Source organism: Microbacterium sp. PI-1 (assembly GCF_004337555.1).
Taxonomy (GTDB): Bacteria; Actinomycetota; Actinomycetes; order Actinomycetales; family Microbacteriaceae; genus Microbacterium; species Microbacterium aurugineum.
On the sequence record NZ_SJYZ01000014.1, the window covers coordinates 71,584 to 89,837 of the forward strand.

Genomic DNA, 18,254 nt, shown 5'->3' on the forward strand with positions numbered 1-18,254 from the left:
CGATTGTGAACAGGCGAAACCTGTAGAAGCGCGGTCAGGAGATCTGACCGGCAAAAACGGCGAGCGGCTCCCCCGCGGCGTAGTTCACGCTGATCTTCACTGAACGCCCCTTGGCAGGATCGAGCATGAAGACGTACGTGCCCTCGGCTGATGCACCTGCAGCGAGTTCTCCGTGCAGAGGCTCGTTCGGACCGGCGGTCGTGCCGATGCCGACATCGCCGTCATCGGTGACGAGATTGACCACGGCCGAGTCGATGCTCTGCGCACGCTTCGAGTCGTTGGTCACGGAGATGGTGACGACGACCGCCGACCCGGCGTACTCGCCAGGCGTTTCGGGCTTGACAGTCGTGATGGCGATGTCATCGACCGCGACGACCATCTCGGTGGAGAGCGTGATCGGCTCCTCGATCGCTCCGCTCTGCTCGGTGAGCGTCGGCGCCTCGGTGGGCCCTTCGGCGTCCGCGTCGGCGGGCGCCGTCCAGTCGGTCGTGCTGGTGCCTTCCGGTGCAGGGGAATCCCCCGCATCGGGTGCTGCGGTGCAGCCAGCCGCCAGGAACGCGAACGCGATCAGCGGTGCGATGAATATGGGCGCACGAGTACGCGAGATGCCACCCCCAGAGCGGCATGATGAAACGTTGAACACGTTAGCTCCCCACAAGCCAGCTTCCCCATCCGAAGCCCCCTCGGCTTCGGCACTTCCCCTCAACCGCGTTGAGCGCGGTATCGGCTAATGATAGATCGCGGAGCGCGAATCCACAAGACCCCGCTCAGGAGACGCGTCGACGATGTCCACCGAGCTGGCCGAGAACGGAGGCGACCGCTTCCTCGACTTCTCTTTTCGTCTCGCGGTGCCCCCGGCTTCCGTGGCGATCCGCGATGCTCGCGGGGTCGCCCGATGCTCGCACCCCCCACAGGCGCCGGAGCCGACTCCCCACCCCACCGGAACCCGGCATCGGCACGACGCGAGACCTCGCGCGATCCAGGTGCGCGACGTACTCCGCGACCCTGTCCGGCGCAGTGGACGAGAACCCCGAACCGAGATGAGCGGCCTCCTTGATCGTGAACATCCAATCGCGCGATCGCGGAGCGAGTCGCACCAATTCACCGCGGATGTCGCGAGAAGCGGCGAGGATGATGCTGGACTGCTCTATGAGTTCAGGCGTCACCTGCCGCGCGCGATGTGCTTGTGCCTGCGACTGCCACTCCTCATCATCATGGGCAGATGCGACGAGTGCACAGATCGCATCTCCAGGATTCGCCCGTACCCCTGCGCTGCTGACCGAGATCGCCGACTCCTCACCGAGTCCTCGTCGCAACGTCAGTTCTGCCAGTGAGGAGCGACAGACGTTGGCGGCGCATACGACCAGGATGTTCTCTCCGCTCATGTCGTCGCTCCGAGCCTTCCGATTTCACGGAACCACTTCACAGCGGCAAGCGCCAGGAACGCCACGGCCGCGGCGCACAACGCGCCGTATCCGACGAGGAACGCCGACGTCCATCCCCACAGGGCGAACACGAGGCACACGACGCCGAAGTCTGTCGGCAGCAGCACGAGGGAACGCAGGAGCGTGCCTCCTCCGCGCTCGTGGGTCGACGCGACGGCGTGCTTGCCCTTGAGTAGATCGTTGAGGAGCATCCCTGAGAATGACGTAGAGGCGACGATGCTGAACACGATCGGGATCAGCAGGAGGATCGGCGGCTCAGGCACCACCCGATAGAGACCGATCAATACTGCCAGATGCAGGGAGGCGATCTTCAGCGTGTCGATGAAGTGGTCGAGCCATTCGCCCTGCGGACTCCCGCCGCCGCGCAGGCGAGCGACCTGGCCGTCGGCAGAGTCCCAGGCGTAACCGAGTACCAGCAGCAGAGCGATCAGAAGCCCCATAGGAACGTTCACCGGGCCGAAAGCGATGAGCCCGATTGCGACGAACGAGTGCACGGCGCTGATGATCGAGACTTGGTTCGGGGTGAGTCCGATGCGATACGCGACCGCAGCCAAGACCCTTCCGATCCGACGATTCACGTACACCGAGTAGGCGGGCGCCCCGCGGGCATGTCCCTTCTGCGCGCGCGCCAGGCGGTGATAGGCGTCTACGACCATGACCTGCCCTTCCGGTCCGTGCCTCCGCTACGGGCGATCCGACGTGCCTCACGCACGCCTCGGAAGTAGGCGCGAAGTGGCGCGGCCGACTGCAGCAGCTGCCGACGACCGCCACGGAGGATGACTTCGCGCGCAGTGCGGCCAATCGACCGCCGCCACCGTTCCACCGACGCGTCGTCGAGATGCCGCACGGCGAAGAGCATCCGGTTGCGGATGTTGTAGTAGTAATAGCCTTCGGATTTCGCCCGGGCCATCTGCCGCGCCGCCCTCTGGGTCCCACCCTCATCGTGCACGGCCCGCGCGTCTTCCACGAGCGCGAGCGTACCGCCAGCTGCCACCACCCGACGCGAGAAGTCGACGTCCTCCCAATAGAGGAAGTAGTCGTCATCGAAGCCGCCCGAAAGCTCCCACACCTCGCGTGTGATCCACAGGCACGCACCACTCAGCCAGGCCTCGTAGGGCTGGGAGTCTCCGGGGATGCGCTTGCGTCGCGCGCGCATCGTCCCGTCGTCGAGGAGCAGATCGATTCCGGCGAACCAGGTACGCCCATCCGAATCGGCGATCACCGGCGACGCGAGAGTCGTGCGAGAGGCGACCGTGGTGGCCGCGAGCAGACCCAGCGACTCCCGGTCAATGTGCGCATCGGGGTTGATGACGAGCACGTCCGTTGCCCCCTCGGCAAGCGCCCGGGTCACGCCGAGGTTGACTCCGCCGCCGAAGCCGGAGTTCGAATCCGGTTCGATCAGCATCCATCCGTGCTCATCCGCGACAGCCCGCGCGGCCCGACGTTCGTCGGCACCCGACCAGTTGTCGACGACGATCGTGCGGGCATCTGCAGCGATCGCACGCGCTTCTCGCTCGACGATCACCAGATTGTCTCGCAGCAGCTGGGCCGAGGCGTAGTTCACCACCACCACGGCGAGCCGTCCGTGCGCGATTGACACGCGATCCTCCCCTCGGACCCGTGGCACGGATCGCGTCAGGTCGCCGGTCGGATTCCCCGGAGCCGCGACCGGCCTCGACTCCCAGAAGAACGACTATACGCGAGAGTCGCCCCTCGGAGACCCGGCATCGGTTCACGATACGATGAGCGCGCGCCGGAGTCGAGGGGCACGACGGCATGGGGATTGGACGAATGGCCAGGGGATCGCAACCGAGCGGTACGACGACCGTGACGATCGGCGTGCCCACATATCGTCGGCTCGAGCTCCTCGGCGCACTCCTGCGCACCCTGCACGCGCGCATCGCCGAGTGCTCCGAGCTCGACGTCTCGATCGACGTCCTGATCGTGGACAACGACCCGGAAGGCACGGCGCGGGAGGTGTCGACCAACACCGGTCTACCGGTCCGATATGTGATCGAGCCGACCCCCGGCATCGTCGCCGCACGCAACCGGATACTGGACGAGTGCGCCGATCGCGACATGGTCGCCTTCATCGACGATGACGAGGTCCCTCGGGAATCGTGGCTCTCCTCCCTTCTGACAGTCTGGCGGCAGTACGGCGCCGACGCCGTGATGGGGCGCGTGATCTCCGTGTTCGATGACACCGTCGACCCGTGGTTGCTCGCTTCAGGGACCTTCCGTCGCCCGCCCCGTCAGACCGGCACCGTGCTCCCGGTCGCTGCGGCGGGGAACCTGCTGCTCGACCTGCGCTCCGTCCGCCGGCTCGGGCTCCGTTTCGACCCGGCGCTGGGACTCGGCGGCGGCGAGGACACGCTCTTCTCCCGCCAACTCGTACAGCGCGGTGGGCTGATCGTGTGGTGCAACGAGTCCGAGACAGAGGACCACGTGGTCGCGGCGCGGCTCAGCCGCGCCTGGGCGGCGCAGCGCGCCTTCAGCTCGGCCAACGCCGGCACCCGAATCCAGCTGCAGCTGACGACGGGGAGAAGCAGCCGTGGAGTCCTCCGTGCTCGGGCGTTCCTGGGCGGCGTCGCGCGGATCGTCGTGGGAGGTCTGCGACGCGTTTTCGGCACCCTGACGTCGAACATCACCCACCACGCCCGAGGTACTCGGCTCGTCCATCGAGGCCGCGGCACGATCGCGGCGGTTTTCGGGCGTCGCTACGACGAGTATCGTCGCCCATCGAAGGATGACACCACCATGACCGAAGCCCCATCGGACATCCGCGTGATGCAGTCGCTCGGCGCACCGCGACCGACGACGAACCCGTACAACAAGATGCTCGATGAGGCGCTGGGCTCGACCGAAGGCCTCACGCATCTGCGCTTCTCTTGGGCGACAGCGCTGTTCGGTCGCTACGACGCATTCCACTGGCACTGGCCGGAGGCGAAGCTGCACGGCGCCACCTGGTGGAAGTCCACCGGAAAGTTCCTCCTCACGACGGCGCTCGTGCTCCGCCACCGCCTCTCGCGGAGGATCGCAGTGGTTCGGACCGTTCACAACATCGAACTGCCCGACGACAACGCACCGCGATTGTGGCTGCTGCGCTTCATCGACCGCCACACCGACTACCGGATCGTGATCAACGAGACGACCCCACTCCCCCCCGGCACCCCGCACAGTCTGATCCTGCACGGGGACTATCGCGGCTGGTACGCGGAGTTCCCGTTCGCCGAGCGCGTGCGCGGACAGCTCGGATCCTTCGGCGGAATCCGCCGGTACAAGGGTCTCGAAGGATTCATCGACGCCTATGCTGAGGCCGTCGCCGCCGAGCCGGCGCTGAGTCTACGAATCGGTGGACGTCCCTCGACGCCCGAACTCGGTGACGACCTTCGAACGCGAACCGCCGATCTCCCCGGCGTCGACCTTCACCTCGACTTCCTCAGCGACGCCGAGCTCGTCCAACTCGCCACGTCATCCGAGCTCATCGTGCTGGCGTACCGGTTCATGCACAATTCGGGGAGCGTGCTCGCCGCGCTGTCCATGGATCGCCCGGTGCTCGTTCCCCGCAACGAGGCGAATGAGGCTCTGGGACGCGAGGTCGGTCAGGAGTGGGTTCTCATGTACGACGGTGACCTCGACGCACCGACCATCGTCGAGGCATGGCGAGCGGCGACGGCGCTGACCGGTTCGCCCGACCTCTCGCGACGCGACTGGACCGACGCGGGCCGAGCGCACGCGGACGCGTTCCTCCTGGCCATACGAATGAAGCGACGCCGAGGCGGTGGCGCGAACACCGCGAACCGGTAAAGTCGAGCGTACGACTGTGGGGGTCGCGGACGGCAGGGGATGGCCGTCCCTCCTGTGACGCCGCCACGGACACCGATGTTTACGAGGGGGATCATGAAGGGCATCATTCTGGCTGGCGGTTCGGGAACCCGACTGCACCCGATCACTCTGGGCGTATCGAAGCAGTTGATCCCGGTCTACGACAAGCCGATGGTCTACTATCCGCTGTCGACGCTGATGCTCGCAGGAATCCGCGAGATCCTCATCATCACCACCCCGCATGACGCCGCGCATTTCGAGCGACTGCTCGGAGATGGATCGCAGTTCGGGGTCTCCCTGACGTTCGCCCAGCAGGAGTCGCCGGACGGTCTCGCTCAGGCGTTCACGATCGGTGCGGGCTTCATCGGTGACGACAGCGTCGCGCTCGTGCTCGGCGACAATCTGCTCTACGGCCCCGGACTCGGCACCCAGCTCAAACGCTTCTCCGAGATCGACGGCGGCGCCGTCTTCGCGTATTGGGTTGCGGAGCCTGAGGCCTACGGTGTCGTCGCTTTCGACGACGACGGACACGCTGTTTCCCTCGAGGAGAAGCCGAAGAATCCGCAGAGCAACTACGCCGTGCCGGGGCTGTACTTCTACGACAATGACGTGATCGAGATCGCTCGAGGACTCGCACCAAGCGCGCGCGGTGAATATGAGATCACCGACGTCAACCGCGAATACCTCAAGCGCGGAAAACTGCAGGTCGAGGTTCTGCCCCGCGGCACTGCCTGGCTCGATACAGGGACGTTCGATCAGATGACGGATGCCGCCGACTATGTACGGACGATGGAACGCCGCACCGGCATGAAGATCGGCGTGCCGGAGGAGGTCGCCTGGCGACAGGGCTTCCTCGACGACGACGGACTCCGCGCCCGTGCCGAAGCAATCGTGAAATCGGGATACGGCTCCTATCTGCTCGAACTCCTGGAACGAGGAAAACGATGACCCGTCTGCTCGTGACCGGCGGTGCCGGCTTCATCGGATCGAACTTCGTGCACCACGTCGTGGCGCACACGGACGCTCTCGTGACCGTGCTCGACAAGCTGACCTACGCGGGCAACCGCGCCTCACTGGCGGGTCTCCCGGAAGACCGCGTCGAGTTCGTCGCGGGCGACATCGCTGACGCCGCCCTCGTCGACAGCCTGTTCGCGAAGGCGGACGCCGTCGTGCACTACGCGGCCGAGTCGCACAACGACAATTCGCTGCACGACCCCCGGCCGTTCCTCGACACGAACATCATCGGGACCTACACGCTGCTCGAGGCCGCTCGACGTCATGAGCGGCGCTTTCATCACATCTCTACGGACGAGGTGTACGGAGATCTCGAGCTCGACGCCCCGGAGCGCTTCACAGAGCACACACCGTACAACCCCTCTTCGCCGTATTCATCGACGAAGGCGGGCAGTGACCTGCTCGTGCGCGCCTGGGTGCGATCTTTCGGAGTCCGGGCGACGATCTCGAACTGCTCCAACAACTACGGGCCCTACCAGCACGTGGAGAAGTTCATCCCACGTCAGATCACGAACGTCCTGCGCGGCATACGACCGAAGCTCTACGGGGAGGGCCGGAACGTGCGCGACTGGATCCACGCCGACGACCACTCCTCCGCCGTGCTCACCATCCTCGAGAAGGGCGAGATCGGCGAGACCTATTTGATCGGGGCGGACGGCGAGAAGGACAACAGATCGGTCGTCGAACTGATCCTGACGCAGATGGGGCAGCCAGCGGACGCCTACGATCATGTGACAGACCGCGCGGGCCACGACCTGCGCTACGCGATCGACTCCACCAAGCTCCGCACGGAACTGGGCTGGGCACCCCAGTTCTCCGACTTCGAGTCGGGCCTCGCCTCCACCATCGACTGGTATCGCGCCAACGAGGACTGGTGGGCACCGACCAAGGACGCTACCGAGTCTTTCTACACGGCCAAGGGCCAGTGATGACCGACTTCGGCAAGGTTCTGGCGGTCAGCACGACCTCGATTCCCGGCCTGCTCGTGGTCGACCTACCGGTGCACGGCGATTCACGAGGATGGTTCAAGGAGAACTGGCAGCGCGAGAAGATGGTCGCCGCCGGTCTGCCAGACTTCGGGCCGGTCCAGAACAACGTCTCGTTCAACGATGCGGTCGGGACCACACGCGGCATCCATGCCGAGCCCTGGGACAAGTGGGTTTCCGTCGCCACGGGGAAGATCTTCGGAGCCTGGGTCGACCTTCGCGCCGGCGACACGTTCGGCATGGTCTTCACGACCGAGATCGATCCGTCGACGGCGATCCTCGTCCCTCGCGGCGTCGGCAATGCCTACCAGACGCTCGAAGCAGACACGGCCTACACCTATCTCGTCAACGACCACTGGTCTCCCGACGCTGAGTATTCGTTCCTGAACCTCGCCGATGAGACGGCGGCCATCGCCTGGCCCATCCCGCTCACCGATGCAGAGGTCTCGGCGAAGGACCTCGCACATCCCCGCCTCGCCGAGGTGACGCCCATCGGCCCCCGGAAGATCCTGGTCCTCGGCGGTGCGGGCCAACTCGGACTCGCGCTGCGAGATGTGTGGGGCGAGGCCGGCCACGTGGAGTACACGACGCGGGGCATGCTCGACCTCAGGGCGGATGATCTGTCCACGGCGCGCCGATGGCGCGACTACGGGGTGATCGTCAACGCCGCCGCGTACACCGCTGTGGATCTCGCCGAGACCCCGGAAGGGCGCGAGGAGGCCTGGGCCGCGAACGTCTCCGGAGTATCGGCGCTGGCCCGCGTCGCAACGGAGAACGGCATCACCCTGGTCCACGTCTCCAGCGACTACGTCTTCGACGGCGCGAAGGCGACCCCGTATGCGGAGTCAGATCCGGTGCGACCTCTCGGCGTCTACGGACAGACGAAGGCAGCGGGCGATGCGGTCGTCGCGACAGTTCCCCGCCACTACATCATCCGCACTTCCTGGGTTATCGGCGAGGGGCGCAACTTCGTGCGCACGATGGCTTCGCTCGCCGAACGGGGTGTCGCGCCCCGCGTCGTCAGCGACCAGATCGGACGGCTCACCTTCACCCAAGACCTTGCCACGGCGATCCACCACCTGTTGTCGAGCGAGGCACCATACGGCATCTACAACGTGACGGGTGCCGGAGAGGCGCAGTCGTGGGCCGACGTCGCCCGCGCGGTCTACCGTCTCACCGGGCATGACCCGGACGCCGTGCGTGACGTGTCGACCGCGGAGTATTTCGCCGACCAGGCGGGTCCGATCGCGCCACGACCCCTGAACAGTGTTTTGGACCTGCATCGCATCACGTCGACGGGGTGGTCACCACGAGAAGCGGGTACCGCTCTCGAGAGTTATCTGTCAGCGCCCTAGGCGTTGTTCCCCGACACGTAGTGAACGGCTGAGCGAGGCGAGGACCGTCACTCCGACACCGGGCTCGTGTCAGGCTGACGGCTCCCCCCGGGCCTCCCCCTGTCGCACGCCCGTGCTTCGAGGTTCGCATCGAAGGCTCGATTGTGGATAACTTCGACGGGCTGCAGGCGAACACCGCTAGAGTCTCTCGATCACCGACCTACAGGGGCGCTCGGCGAATAGCCGCGAGGTCCGATCTGCGACCGTCGCAGGGCACTGAGTGCGCCACCATCGACCAAGGAGACAGCCAGCATGCCCGGACATATGAAGCGCATCACGCGAATCGCAATGGCGGGAAGCGTTCTTTCGATACTGGCTCTAGGTTCTCTGGTCGTACCCGCGGCGAGCGCAACCGACACCCTCATCAGTGATGTCGAGGTGAACGTCGCCTCAGGTGAGTCGCGCATGCTGAGCCTCACCGAAGATGCGCCGCAGAACTCCGTCACCAGCGTGACCTTCACTCCTTCGACGCTGCCCGACGCCGGGCCGGGGCACATCATCGGGGTGCAGAGCCGAGCCACGCAGTCCGGCAGCTACATGCTGTGGTCGAGAGTGGCGCCCACCGGTGAGGTCTTCGTCGGTATCGACCGTCTCGCCGCGCACAAGTACGGCGTGCTGGCTCCGGTCGAAGTCGTGCTGGCCGAATCCAAGCTCGCAGACGTCGCCGGGCTCGGCGAGAGCATCCAGCTGTCATTGACGACCGCAGATGCTGGGGCGGAAGTCCACCTGAGCGCCGAGGCCGGCGTGGGCGAGGGCAAGACACAGGACTTCACAGCGGCCGACACGGGTGATGACAGACTGACTGCCGGCGGCGGCGCGGACATCGCGTTCTTCGGAGCCAGATCGTCCCCCGGCCTCACGGTGAAGGTGAACGACGCGAACGTCGCGGAGGCACCCGCGGCCCCGACCTGGGAGGACGACTTCGAGGGCGCTCTGGATACCTCTTCGTGGGAGGCCCGCCGATTCATGGACGCAAACACTCTCGACGGGGCGAACTTCCCTGAGAACGTGAGCGTCGTGGACGGCAACCTCCGGTTGCGTATGCAGAAGCTGGCCGCGCCACAGCAGTTCAACGGCAAGACCATCACCTACAGCGGAGGTTACGTCTGGTCGCGCGGCAAGCACCACATCGGGTACGGCAAGACCGAGATCCGGGCGAAGATGCTGACGCCGGGATCATCCACGGGGCTCTGGTCAGCGATCTGGTTCCGCGATGTGAGTCTCGGTGGTGAAATCGACCTCTTCGAAGCTATCGGCACGCCGAACCTGCAGCCGGGCTACTACCCGAACGACGGCACCGGTATCCAGCAGACCATCTACAAACAGACGGGCGTGAAGACAAAGGGGGAATACACCCAACGCAACTTCACTCTGACGACGCCGAGCGATCAGTGGCATACCTACACGCTGGAGCAGACTCTTCAGTTCATCGCACTTTCCGTGGATGGGGTCGAAACGTTCCGCACGTCTGACCCGAAGATCCTCGCCGGATTCAGCGGTCAGCTCGACATCCGTTTCTCCCAGTTCATCGGAGAGAGCTGGGGCGCCCGCACCGGCCCCACCACGGGCGCCATCAACGATGTCCTCATCGACTATGTGAAGCACTGGGCATACGCGGAATAGGGCAGCGGCTTGAACCGGATCCATCAGCTCGTTGCCCGCTACGACGACACGCGACCGTGTACCGCACCGGAGGCGCTCACGGCTCCGAGGTCGGACCTCGGGGTCTCCGCGCCCTAGAGCTCGCCGGGCTTCATCGCTTCAGCGTCGATCGCCCGAATCACACGCAGCGCGGCGGTATCCGGCTTCGGCTCGGATGCCGCCGCCTCGTCGTTCCGGCGCCGCTTCGGGGCGTAGACGACGAGCGAGTGGAAGAGGAACCGTGCGAAGAAGGCCACGATGAGAGAGAGGGCCGTCGCGAGCACGCTCGAGATGTGCCAGGACTCGACCATCAAGGCCATCACGGGGATCCGCAGTGCCGCCTCGACGTTGTTGAAGGCGAAGGAACTGGCGAAGCGGACCCCGAGGCCACGGGCGTCGGTGCGCATGTCGGCGAAGACGAAGCGCTCCTGTAGCAGGAAGTTCCCGATGATCGTGACCTCGGCGCCCATGATGGCCGCCCAGATGTAAGGGACGCCGGCGGCGGTCAGCCCCCACATGATCCCGAGGTTCGCGGCAGCGCCGATCGCGCCGATCAGTGCGAACAAGGACATCTTCCCGAATCGCAGACGTGCGAGGTGCGCGATGAAGGTCGCTCCCTGGCGCAGACTCGCCTTCGACGTCCCGTGCCGGCGCTCGGCGAACTCCATCGGCACCTCGGCGATGCGAAGGTCGTTGCGGGCCAGGATCTCGAGGAGGATCTTGAAACCCTGAGGCTGGAGATTCGCGACGTCGAGGCGCTTCCGGTCCACCAGGAAGAAGCCCGTCATCGGGTCGGTGCTGCGAGCGAGCCGGATCGGGAACATCGCCCGGGTCAGCCAGGTCGCCGCGCGCGAGACGCCGAACCGCACGGCCGTCCCGAGGCCGCGGGTGTCCCCTCCGCCGACGTAGCGGGACGCGGCGACGAGATCGGCATCCCCCGCGTCGTATCGGTCGAGCAGGGCGGGCAGGAGCTCCGGCGGATGCTGGAGATCGCCATCCATGACGATGCAGACGTCGAAGGACGCGGCTTCGATCCCGACGACCACGGCCCCGCCCAGACCGCCGTGGTTCTCGGCGCGATGGATGACGCGCACCGGGACCGGGGCATCGGCCGCGACGCGCGCCACTTCGGCAGCGGTGTCGTCGGTGCTGTCGTCGACGAAGAGGATCTCGGCATCCCCCTCGGGGAGCGCAGCGGCGATGCGGGCGACGAGTTCCGCGACGTTGTCGCGTTCGTTGAACGTCGGCACGATGACCGTGACCGGTGTCCCCACGTCAGCCCCCTCTTCCGCACGCGCAATGCCTGCGGCCTCCATCGTTCCATGTGTTCCTGTGGGGAAAGAAACCCGAACCTGCTAGACTCTCGACTTGCGGCTGTGGGAGTCGCTGAGCGGGTGGGGATCCGCTTACTGGGGACTACTGATCTGGGGAGATCATGGGGACGCGTATCGGCTATGCCGTTGGTGCTTTCGACCTTTTTCACGTCGGGCATCTGAATCTACTTCGTCACGCCAAGCAGCACTGCGACATCCTGATCGCGGGTGTCGTCAGCGACGAGATGCTGCGCCAGGTGAAGGGCATCGAGCCCGTCATCCCGACGTCCGAGCGCGCGGAGATCGTGAAGCACATCTCCTTCGTCGACGACGTCTATGTGGAGACCACACCATCGAAGATGGACTCCTGGCGCGACGTGCACTTCACGCACTTCTTCAAGGGCGACGACTGGCGCGGAACCGATAAGGGCCTGCGTCTCGAGCGCGAGTTCGCCGAGGTCGGCGTCGAGGTCGTGTACTTCCCCTACACGGCGCACACCTCGAGCTCATCGCTGCGCCGAGCGCTCGACGCGATCACGGCTGGCGCGAACGCCCCGGCCGTCGCCGCGACCCGCTGACCATCGGGCGTCGCTCAGTTCGCGACGCCGAGAAGGCTGCGCGCCATCCGCGCCACGTGTGGAGGGGTGTGCGGGCCCAGCCAGACGGTCCACGGGGACCACGGTTCGCCGCATGCCCACTCCACACACCAGGCGTGGACGGCGTTCGCGAGTCGCTCACCGCGAGCGTGCGCGCGGATGCCGTCGCCACGCACGAGCCACCGCACCGAGACGCCGTCGGGAACATCGATGTGGCGGAACTGGATGCGCGCCGCGACCTCGAGGAGGATGACCCCCTGGGCGTCCCAGGGCAGCCGCGCCGCGATGCCCGCGATGGTACCGGCATCGGCCGCATCGCCGGCGATGAGCACGGCCCCCTCGATGCTGTCCCAGTCAGGGTCATCCAGGTGCTCACATGCGTTGCTCATGCCATCAGCTTAGATAAGGGTAGCCTTACCTATCAAGAGGATTCTCAGCGCCACCCCATCCACGCAGCCGTAGGCTGGAGGCATGACTTCTCCTGCCTCCGACACCATCACGATGTTCGGCGCCGACTGGTGCCGCGACTGCATCCGCACCAAGAAGCAGCTCGATGCGCTCGGCGTCGAGTACACCTATGTCGACCTCGTCGCGGAGCCCGCTGCCGCGGACATCGCGAAGGACATCTCGGGGCGCACGAACATCCCGGTCGTCGTGTACCCCGACGCCTCGCACCACGTCGAGCCGTCGAACGCCGATGTCGAGTCGAAGCTGCGCGAGCTCGCACTGATCTGAACGGTCGCCGTGGCGCCGCTACACTGGCGCGATGAGCACTGAGGCTCGGCCCGAACGAGCATCCGTCCGCCTCTCCCCGCGCACGATCGTGCTGTACGCGATCGGGTCGCTGGGGACCGGCGGTTACGCCACCCTGCCCGGGCTGGTGCTGACGTACTTCCTGACCGACAACCTCGGCGTGGCCGCGCTGGCCGCGGGACTCATCGTCACCGCGGCGAAGATCTGGGACGTCCTGATCGATCCCCTGATCGGCGCGGCCTCCGATCGACAGCTCGCACGCACGGGGTCCCGTCGCGGGTTCATGGTCACGGGCGCCCTCGCGCTCCCGCTGTTCTTCGCACTCACCTTCGCCGTCCCCCCTTCCTGGGGACCGGTGACGGGCGCCATCAGCGTCCTGCTGGCGTTCCTCGCGACCGCGACGGCCTTCAGCCTGTTCCAGGTGCCCTACGTCGCGCTTCCCGCAGAGCTGACGGGCAGCTACGACGAGCGCACCCGCCTGCTGGGTTGGCGCGTCGTCGTGCTCACCGCGGCGATCCTGCTCTTCGGCGCCGGCGGTCCGGCGCTGCGCAACGCCGGCTCCGATCCCGTCCTGGGATACCTCCTGATGGGGATCGCCTCCGGCCTGGCGATCGGCATCGGCATGCTGATCGCCGCCCGCACGGCGGACATCGCGGCGCGGCGCACCGCGCACACCTCCGGCGCACCGATCGTGTCCTCGACGTGGCGCGACCAGTACATGTCCGGCTTCCGAGCACTCGGACGCAGTCAACCGTTCCGCGCCCTGCTGGGGACCTTCGTCCTGCAGGCGCTCGCGACGGGGACGATGCTCGCCGGCGCCCAGTACGTCGCGACCTGGGTCCTGCGATCCGAAGACGCGGTGACGCTCGTGTTCGTCGCCCTCGTCGGACCCGCGCTGCTCGCGACGCCGGCGTGGACCGCGCTCGCCCGGCGCACCGGGAAGGAACGCGCATTCGCCATCGCCAGCGGCCTGTTCACCGCCGCAGCGGCAACCCTCGTCATCGCGGTCTGGACGCCCGGCGCGTGGATCTACGCATCCGTCGCCGTCGCCGGCATCGCCTACGCGGGGCTCCAGTCCCTGCCGATGGCGATGCTGCCCGATGTCATCTCGCACGACGAGCGCACCAGCGGGCCGGGACAGGCGGGCACGTTCACCGGCATCTGGACCGCAGGCGAGACCGTGGGCTTCGCCCTCGGTGCGACCGCGGTGTCACTGACCCTCGCCACCACCGGCTACATCTCCACCGTCGCCGGCGCCACCGTCGAGCAACCGGCGGCCGCGATCACGGGCATCGTCCTGAGCTTCAGCATCCTCCCCGCTGCGCTGATGGCGGCGAGCCTGCTGACCCTCCGCCGCTATCGCCTGCGCAGGGAAGACATCGACGCCGTGGCGAGCCTCGACGCCTAAGCTGGGATCCCGTCCGAAGGAGACATCGATGACTTCTGCGAGCACCTCCACCGCCGCCACGCCCGCTCCGAAGCGCGCGCCGAAGACCGAGGCTCCCGGGATGAGCGCGGGCGAGCGTGAACGGCTCGACACCGCCGTCGACGACCTGCACGCCGGCGCACGCACGTGGTCGGCGCTCACGATCGCTCAACGCGTGACCCTGCTGCGCGCGGTGCGCACGAGCGTCGCCGCCACCGCCGAGGACTGGGCGAACACGGCCTCCGCCTCCAAGGGCCTCGACGGGGCGCATCCACTGCGGGGCGAAGAGTGGCTCAGCGGCCCCTACAGCGTGATCGGCGCGCTCGACGCCTACATCGCGACCCTCTCCCGCCTGGCGGAAGGCACCAACCCGCTCGACGGCATCACGATCGACCGCGCCCCGGGTGGGCGTACCCGGGTGCACGCCTTCCCCCTGACCGGGATCGACAGGTTCCTGCTGTCCGGCTTCACGGGCGAGGTCTGGCTCGAGCCCGGGATCACCCCGAACGCCGCGCGCGCATCCGCCGGTCTCGCGCAGCGCACTCCGACCGCGTCGGGCGGCGTCGGACTCGTGCTCGGTGCCGGCAACATCACCTCGATCCCCGTCCTCGACGTGTTCTACGAACTGCTCGCCCACAACCGCACGGCGCTGCTGAAGGTGAACCCCACTCAGGACGCCCTCGTGCCGGTGTACAAGCGTGCGCTCGCGCCCCTCATCGAGCCGGGGTTCCTGCGCATCGTGCGAGGCGGCCCGGCGGTCGGCGCATTCCTCACCGACCACCCCGGACTCGCGCATGTGCACATCACCGGGTCCGCCGCGACGTTCGACACCATCGTGTGGGGGCCGTCGAAGGGCGAGGGGGCCGCGGCCACGAAGCGCCGTCGCCGCGAGAACCGCCCGCGCTTGAAGAAGCCGATCACGGCCGAGCTCGGCGGCGTCTCACCGATCATCGTGGTGCCCGGCGAGTGGACGGAGTCCGACCTCACCTACCACGCCGAGCACATCGCGACCATGCGCCTGCAGAACTGCGGACACAACTGCATCGCGGGCCAAGTGGTGATCATGTCGTCGGAGTGGGATCAAGCCGATGCGTTCCGAGCCGCGCTGCGCCGTGCATACGCCAACGCCCCCGAACGTCCGACCTGGTACCCGGGCTCCGCCTCGCGGATGGAGCTCGCATCCGACGCCTACCCCGACGCCCTCGTGCTGGGCGACCGGCTGCTCGTCGAGATCGACGCCGACGACGACGCGACCGCGCTGGAGACCACCGAGTACTTCGCCCCGGTGCTGGGAGTCGTGACCGTGCCGGGAACCGGCCAGGACTTCCTGGATGCCGCTGTCGCCCATGCGAACGACAGGCTGGAGGGCACCCTCGGCGCGAACCTGCTGATCGACCCTGCCACGGAGAAGTCGCTCGGTGCCGGATTCGAACGGGCCATCGCCGCGCTCCACTACGGCTCCATCGCCATCAACAGCTGGACGGCCTTCGCATTCATCACCCCGACACTCACCTGGGGCGCGTTCCCGGGTGGCACGATCGACGACGTCGGCAGCGGCCTGGGGGTCGTGCACAACGCGCTCCTGCTCGACGGGGTCGAGCGCTCCGTGCTCCGCGGACCGTTCCGCCCCCTCCCGCGCTCACTACCGATCGCGAACGGCGGTGGACGGTTCACGATCCTGCCGAAGCCACCGTGGTTCGTCTCCGCGCGCACCGGTGCGGCCGTCAGCGAAGGACTGACCCGCTACCGGGTCGACGGCAGTCTCGTGGGGCTCGTGAAGACCTTGACGAAGGCTCTCCGAGCCTGACGGTCAGCGCGAAGCGAAGGAGAAATCATGGAATGAAGGAGCCGGTCGCGCATCCACTCCTTCGTTCCATGAGATCTCCTTCACGTCGTGCGGCTCGCACGAGCGAATCGGTCGGTCGCCGCGCGTAGCGCCTTCTGCGTGCCGGGCTCGGTCGCCGCATGACCGGCATCGTCGACCACGATGAACTCCGCCTCGGGCCACGCCCGGTGCAGATCCCACGCGGTCATCATCGGGGTCGCGACGTCGTGTCGACCCTGCACGATGACCGCGGGGATGTGGCGGATGGCGTCGACGCCGGAGATCAGCTGCCCCTCGTCCCACCACCCGCGATGGACGAAGAAGTGGTTCTCGATGCGGGCGAACGCGGTGGCCTTCTGCGGATCGGACAGGGCGGCGATCTGCGCGGGATCCGGTGTGAGCGTCACGGTCGCCGCCTCCCAGGTCGACCAGGCGATCGCGGCGGGCACGTGCACCGCCGGGTCGGGGTCGAAGAGTCGGCGGTGGTATGCCTCGATCAGGTGCGAGCGCTCCAGGATCGGGATCTGCGCGAGGAAGCTCTCCCAGAGGTCCGGGAAGAGGGCCGCTGCCCCGCCCTCGTAGAACCACTCGAGCTCCTCGCGACGCAGCGTGAAGATCCCGCGGAGCACGAGTTCGGTCACCGCAGACGGATGTGCCTGCGCATAGGCGAGTGCGAGCGCGCTCCCCCACGACCCGCCGAACACCTGCCACTTGTCGATGCCGAGGTTCTTGCGCAGCAGCTCGATGTCGGCGATCAGGTGGGCGGTGGTGATGTGACGGAAGTCCGCATCGGGAGCACTCGCGTGCGGTGTGCTGCGCCCGCACCCCCGCTGATCGAACAGCACGATGCGATAGGCCTCCGGGTCGAAGAACCGCCGCTGCCAGGGCGAGGTTCCGCTGCCGGGGCCGCCGTGCAGGAAGACCACCGGTTTGCCGTCGGGGTTGCCGCTGACCTCCCAGTACACGCGGTGACCGTCTCCGACGAGCATCTCCCCCGTGCCGTACGGTTCGATCGGTGGATACAGTGCGTCTGTCTTCGTCATCATCGGCCCCCCAGCCGGTCGTGCAGTACTGCCTCTTCCACCGTAACGGACCTGCCTCGCGGGTGCCCCTTTGCTAGAGGTCACCTTCGGCGAGGGTGAACACCTGGCCGCAGGCGCCCAGCCCGTTCTGGTACCCCTCGGCGAACCAGCGCTGACGCTGATCACTGGAGCCGTGCGTCCAACTCTCCGGGTTCACGAAACCGGACTGCGCCTGGATGTTGTCGTCACCGACCGCTGCCGCCGCGTTCAGGGCGTCGACCCGTTGCGCCTCGGTGGTCGGCTTCAGGTACGGGACACCCTTGCTGTCGGTCTCCTCCGAGATCCGACCGATCCAGGCCCCGGCGTAGCAATCCGCCTGCAGTTCCATCCGCACCCCGTTGCTGCCCGGGCCCGTCCCGTTGTTCGGGTAGCGGTCCATGTCGCCCGTGATGTTCTGGATGTGGTGGCCCCACTCGTGCCCGACGATGTAGAGCTGCGCAAGGTCACCGGCCGACGCCCCGAACTGCTGCTGCATGAGCTGGAAGAACGTGGGGTCCACGTAGACCCCCTCCTCGGGCGGGCAGTAGAACGGTCCGACGGCATTGGACGCCGTACCGCACTGCGTGGGCGTGGAGCCGTCGACCACGATCATCTGCGGGGCGCGATACCCGTCGACGTTCTCCGCCCAGAAGTCATCGAGCGCGAGCTGCGCGCCGGCCATCCGGCAGTCGATGTCCGCGTTCGCATCCGCGCCGGTGTCGCAGTTCTCGATGACCGATCCCCCGACGGGCTCGCCGCTCCCGCTCGGCGCACCACCCCCGAGCAGCCCGGTCAGGTCGATGCCGAGGAGGGGGCCCGCGATGAGCGCGATGATGCCGAGCACGCCCACTCCCGCACCCCCGGCGATGGCTGCGGTGCGACCGCGTCGACGGGTCGTGTTGCCCGAGATGTCGGCGTCGGGATTGAAGGTCATGCGACGAGGGTACTCCGAGGGACGACCGGCGTGATCGGACG

The 18,254-nt window shown here is 67.0% G+C and carries 17 protein-coding genes; 9 read left to right on the top strand and 8 right to left on the bottom strand.

Annotated features, from left to right (window positions below; all coding sequences use genetic code 11):
- Positions 1-34: 34 nt before the first annotated feature.
- The 4 genes from E0W80_RS12765 to E0W80_RS12780 all read right to left on the bottom strand — a co-directional run bounded on the left by E0W80_RS12765 (position 35) and on the right by E0W80_RS12780 (position 3,045).
- A complete protein-coding gene (locus E0W80_RS12765; protein WP_240740524.1) occupies positions 35-643 on the bottom strand; it encodes a DUF4352 domain-containing protein in 609 nt (202 codons plus the stop codon).
- A 124-nt stretch (positions 644-767) separates the two neighbouring features.
- Positions 768-1,385, bottom strand: a complete 618-nt coding sequence (locus E0W80_RS12770) for a hypothetical protein (protein ID WP_131492970.1) — start codon at positions 1,383-1,385, stop codon at positions 768-770.
- The gene (locus E0W80_RS12775; protein ID WP_047521317.1) at positions 1,382-2,101 is read right to left on the bottom strand and encodes a CDP-alcohol phosphatidyltransferase family protein; all 720 of its coding nucleotides are present in this window, start codon (positions 2,099-2,101) and stop codon (positions 1,382-1,384) included. The genes E0W80_RS12770 and E0W80_RS12775 overlap by 4 nt, the downstream gene beginning before the upstream one ends.
- Positions 2,092-3,045, bottom strand: a complete 954-nt coding sequence (locus E0W80_RS12780) for a glycosyltransferase family 2 protein (RefSeq protein ID WP_240740525.1) — start codon at positions 3,043-3,045, stop codon at positions 2,092-2,094. Before E0W80_RS12780 ends, E0W80_RS12775 begins: the two co-directional genes overlap by 10 nt.
- Positions 3,046-3,284: 239 nt before the next feature.
- Between E0W80_RS12780 and E0W80_RS12785 the strand changes: the two genes are divergently transcribed.
- From E0W80_RS12785 to E0W80_RS12805, 5 genes are all read left to right on the top strand, one after another.
- Positions 3,285-5,252, top strand: coding sequence for a glycosyltransferase (locus E0W80_RS12785; protein ID WP_165875452.1), 1,968 nt, complete (start codon positions 3,285-3,287; stop codon positions 5,250-5,252).
- 93 nt (positions 5,253-5,345) lie between these two features.
- The gene (gene rfbA / locus E0W80_RS12790; RefSeq protein ID WP_131492973.1) at positions 5,346-6,218 is read left to right on the top strand and encodes a glucose-1-phosphate thymidylyltransferase RfbA; all 873 of its coding nucleotides are present in this window, start codon (positions 5,346-5,348) and stop codon (positions 6,216-6,218) included.
- Positions 6,215-7,213: a dTDP-glucose 4,6-dehydratase gene (gene rfbB, locus E0W80_RS12795; protein WP_131492974.1), complete on the top strand. Its 999-nt coding sequence runs from the start codon at positions 6,215-6,217 to the stop codon at positions 7,211-7,213. The genes rfbA and rfbB overlap by 4 nt, the downstream gene beginning before the upstream one ends.
- Positions 7,213-8,625 carry a bifunctional dTDP-4-dehydrorhamnose 3,5-epimerase family protein/NAD(P)-dependent oxidoreductase gene (locus E0W80_RS12800; RefSeq protein ID WP_131492975.1) on the top strand — a complete coding sequence of 471 codons (1,413 nt, stop codon included), beginning with the start codon at positions 7,213-7,215 and terminating at the stop codon, positions 8,623-8,625. The genes rfbB and E0W80_RS12800 overlap by 1 nt, the downstream gene beginning before the upstream one ends.
- A gap of 444 nt (positions 8,626-9,069) precedes the next feature.
- The gene (locus E0W80_RS12805) at positions 9,070-10,287 is read left to right on the top strand and encodes a glycoside hydrolase family 16 protein (protein ID WP_165875453.1); all 1,218 of its coding nucleotides are present in this window, start codon (positions 9,070-9,072) and stop codon (positions 10,285-10,287) included.
- Between the two features lie 113 nt (positions 10,288-10,400).
- Here E0W80_RS12805 and E0W80_RS12810 read toward each other — a convergent pair whose 3' ends face one another.
- Complete coding sequence (locus E0W80_RS12810) at positions 10,401-11,621, bottom strand: glycosyltransferase (protein ID WP_131492978.1); 1,221 nt, start codon at positions 11,619-11,621, stop codon at positions 10,401-10,403.
- A gap of 119 nt (positions 11,622-11,740) precedes the next feature.
- Between E0W80_RS12810 and E0W80_RS12815 the strand changes: the two genes are divergently transcribed.
- Entirely contained in the window at positions 11,741-12,196 is a 456-nt protein-coding gene (locus E0W80_RS12815) for an adenylyltransferase/cytidyltransferase family protein (protein WP_131492979.1), read from the top strand.
- A 14-nt stretch (positions 12,197-12,210) separates the two neighbouring features.
- Here the strand turns inward: E0W80_RS12815 and E0W80_RS12820 are convergent, their stop codons facing one another.
- Positions 12,211-12,603 carry an SIP domain-containing protein gene (locus tag E0W80_RS12820; RefSeq protein ID WP_131492980.1) on the bottom strand — a complete coding sequence of 131 codons (393 nt, stop codon included), beginning with the start codon at positions 12,601-12,603 and terminating at the stop codon, positions 12,211-12,213.
- Positions 12,604-12,685: 82 nt separating this feature from the next.
- Here E0W80_RS12820 and E0W80_RS12825 point away from each other — a divergent pair, with 82 nt between their 5' ends.
- From E0W80_RS12825 to E0W80_RS12835, 3 genes are read left to right on the top strand one after another with little or no spacing between them, the layout of a single operon-like run.
- Positions 12,686-12,949: a glutaredoxin domain-containing protein gene (locus E0W80_RS12825; RefSeq protein WP_047521334.1), complete on the top strand. Its 264-nt coding sequence runs from the start codon at positions 12,686-12,688 to the stop codon at positions 12,947-12,949.
- 31 nt (positions 12,950-12,980) lie between these two features.
- Positions 12,981-14,375 (top strand): MFS transporter, encoded by a 1,395-nt coding sequence (locus E0W80_RS12830; protein WP_240740526.1) that lies wholly within the window; start codon positions 12,981-12,983, stop codon positions 14,373-14,375.
- A gap of 28 nt (positions 14,376-14,403) precedes the next feature.
- On the top strand, positions 14,404-16,200 hold the full coding sequence (locus tag E0W80_RS12835; protein ID WP_131492981.1) for an aldehyde dehydrogenase family protein: 1,797 nt from the start codon (positions 14,404-14,406) through the stop codon (positions 16,198-16,200).
- Between the two features lie 80 nt (positions 16,201-16,280).
- Here the strand turns inward: E0W80_RS12835 and pip are convergent, their stop codons facing one another.
- The gene (pip, locus tag E0W80_RS12840; protein ID WP_131492982.1) at positions 16,281-17,264 is read right to left on the bottom strand and encodes a prolyl aminopeptidase; all 984 of its coding nucleotides are present in this window, start codon (positions 17,262-17,264) and stop codon (positions 16,281-16,283) included.
- A 70-nt stretch (positions 17,265-17,334) separates the two neighbouring features.
- Entirely contained in the window at positions 17,335-18,213 is an 879-nt protein-coding gene (locus tag E0W80_RS12845; protein WP_047521340.1) for a neutral zinc metallopeptidase, read from the bottom strand.
- Positions 18,214-18,254 lie beyond the last annotated feature (41 nt).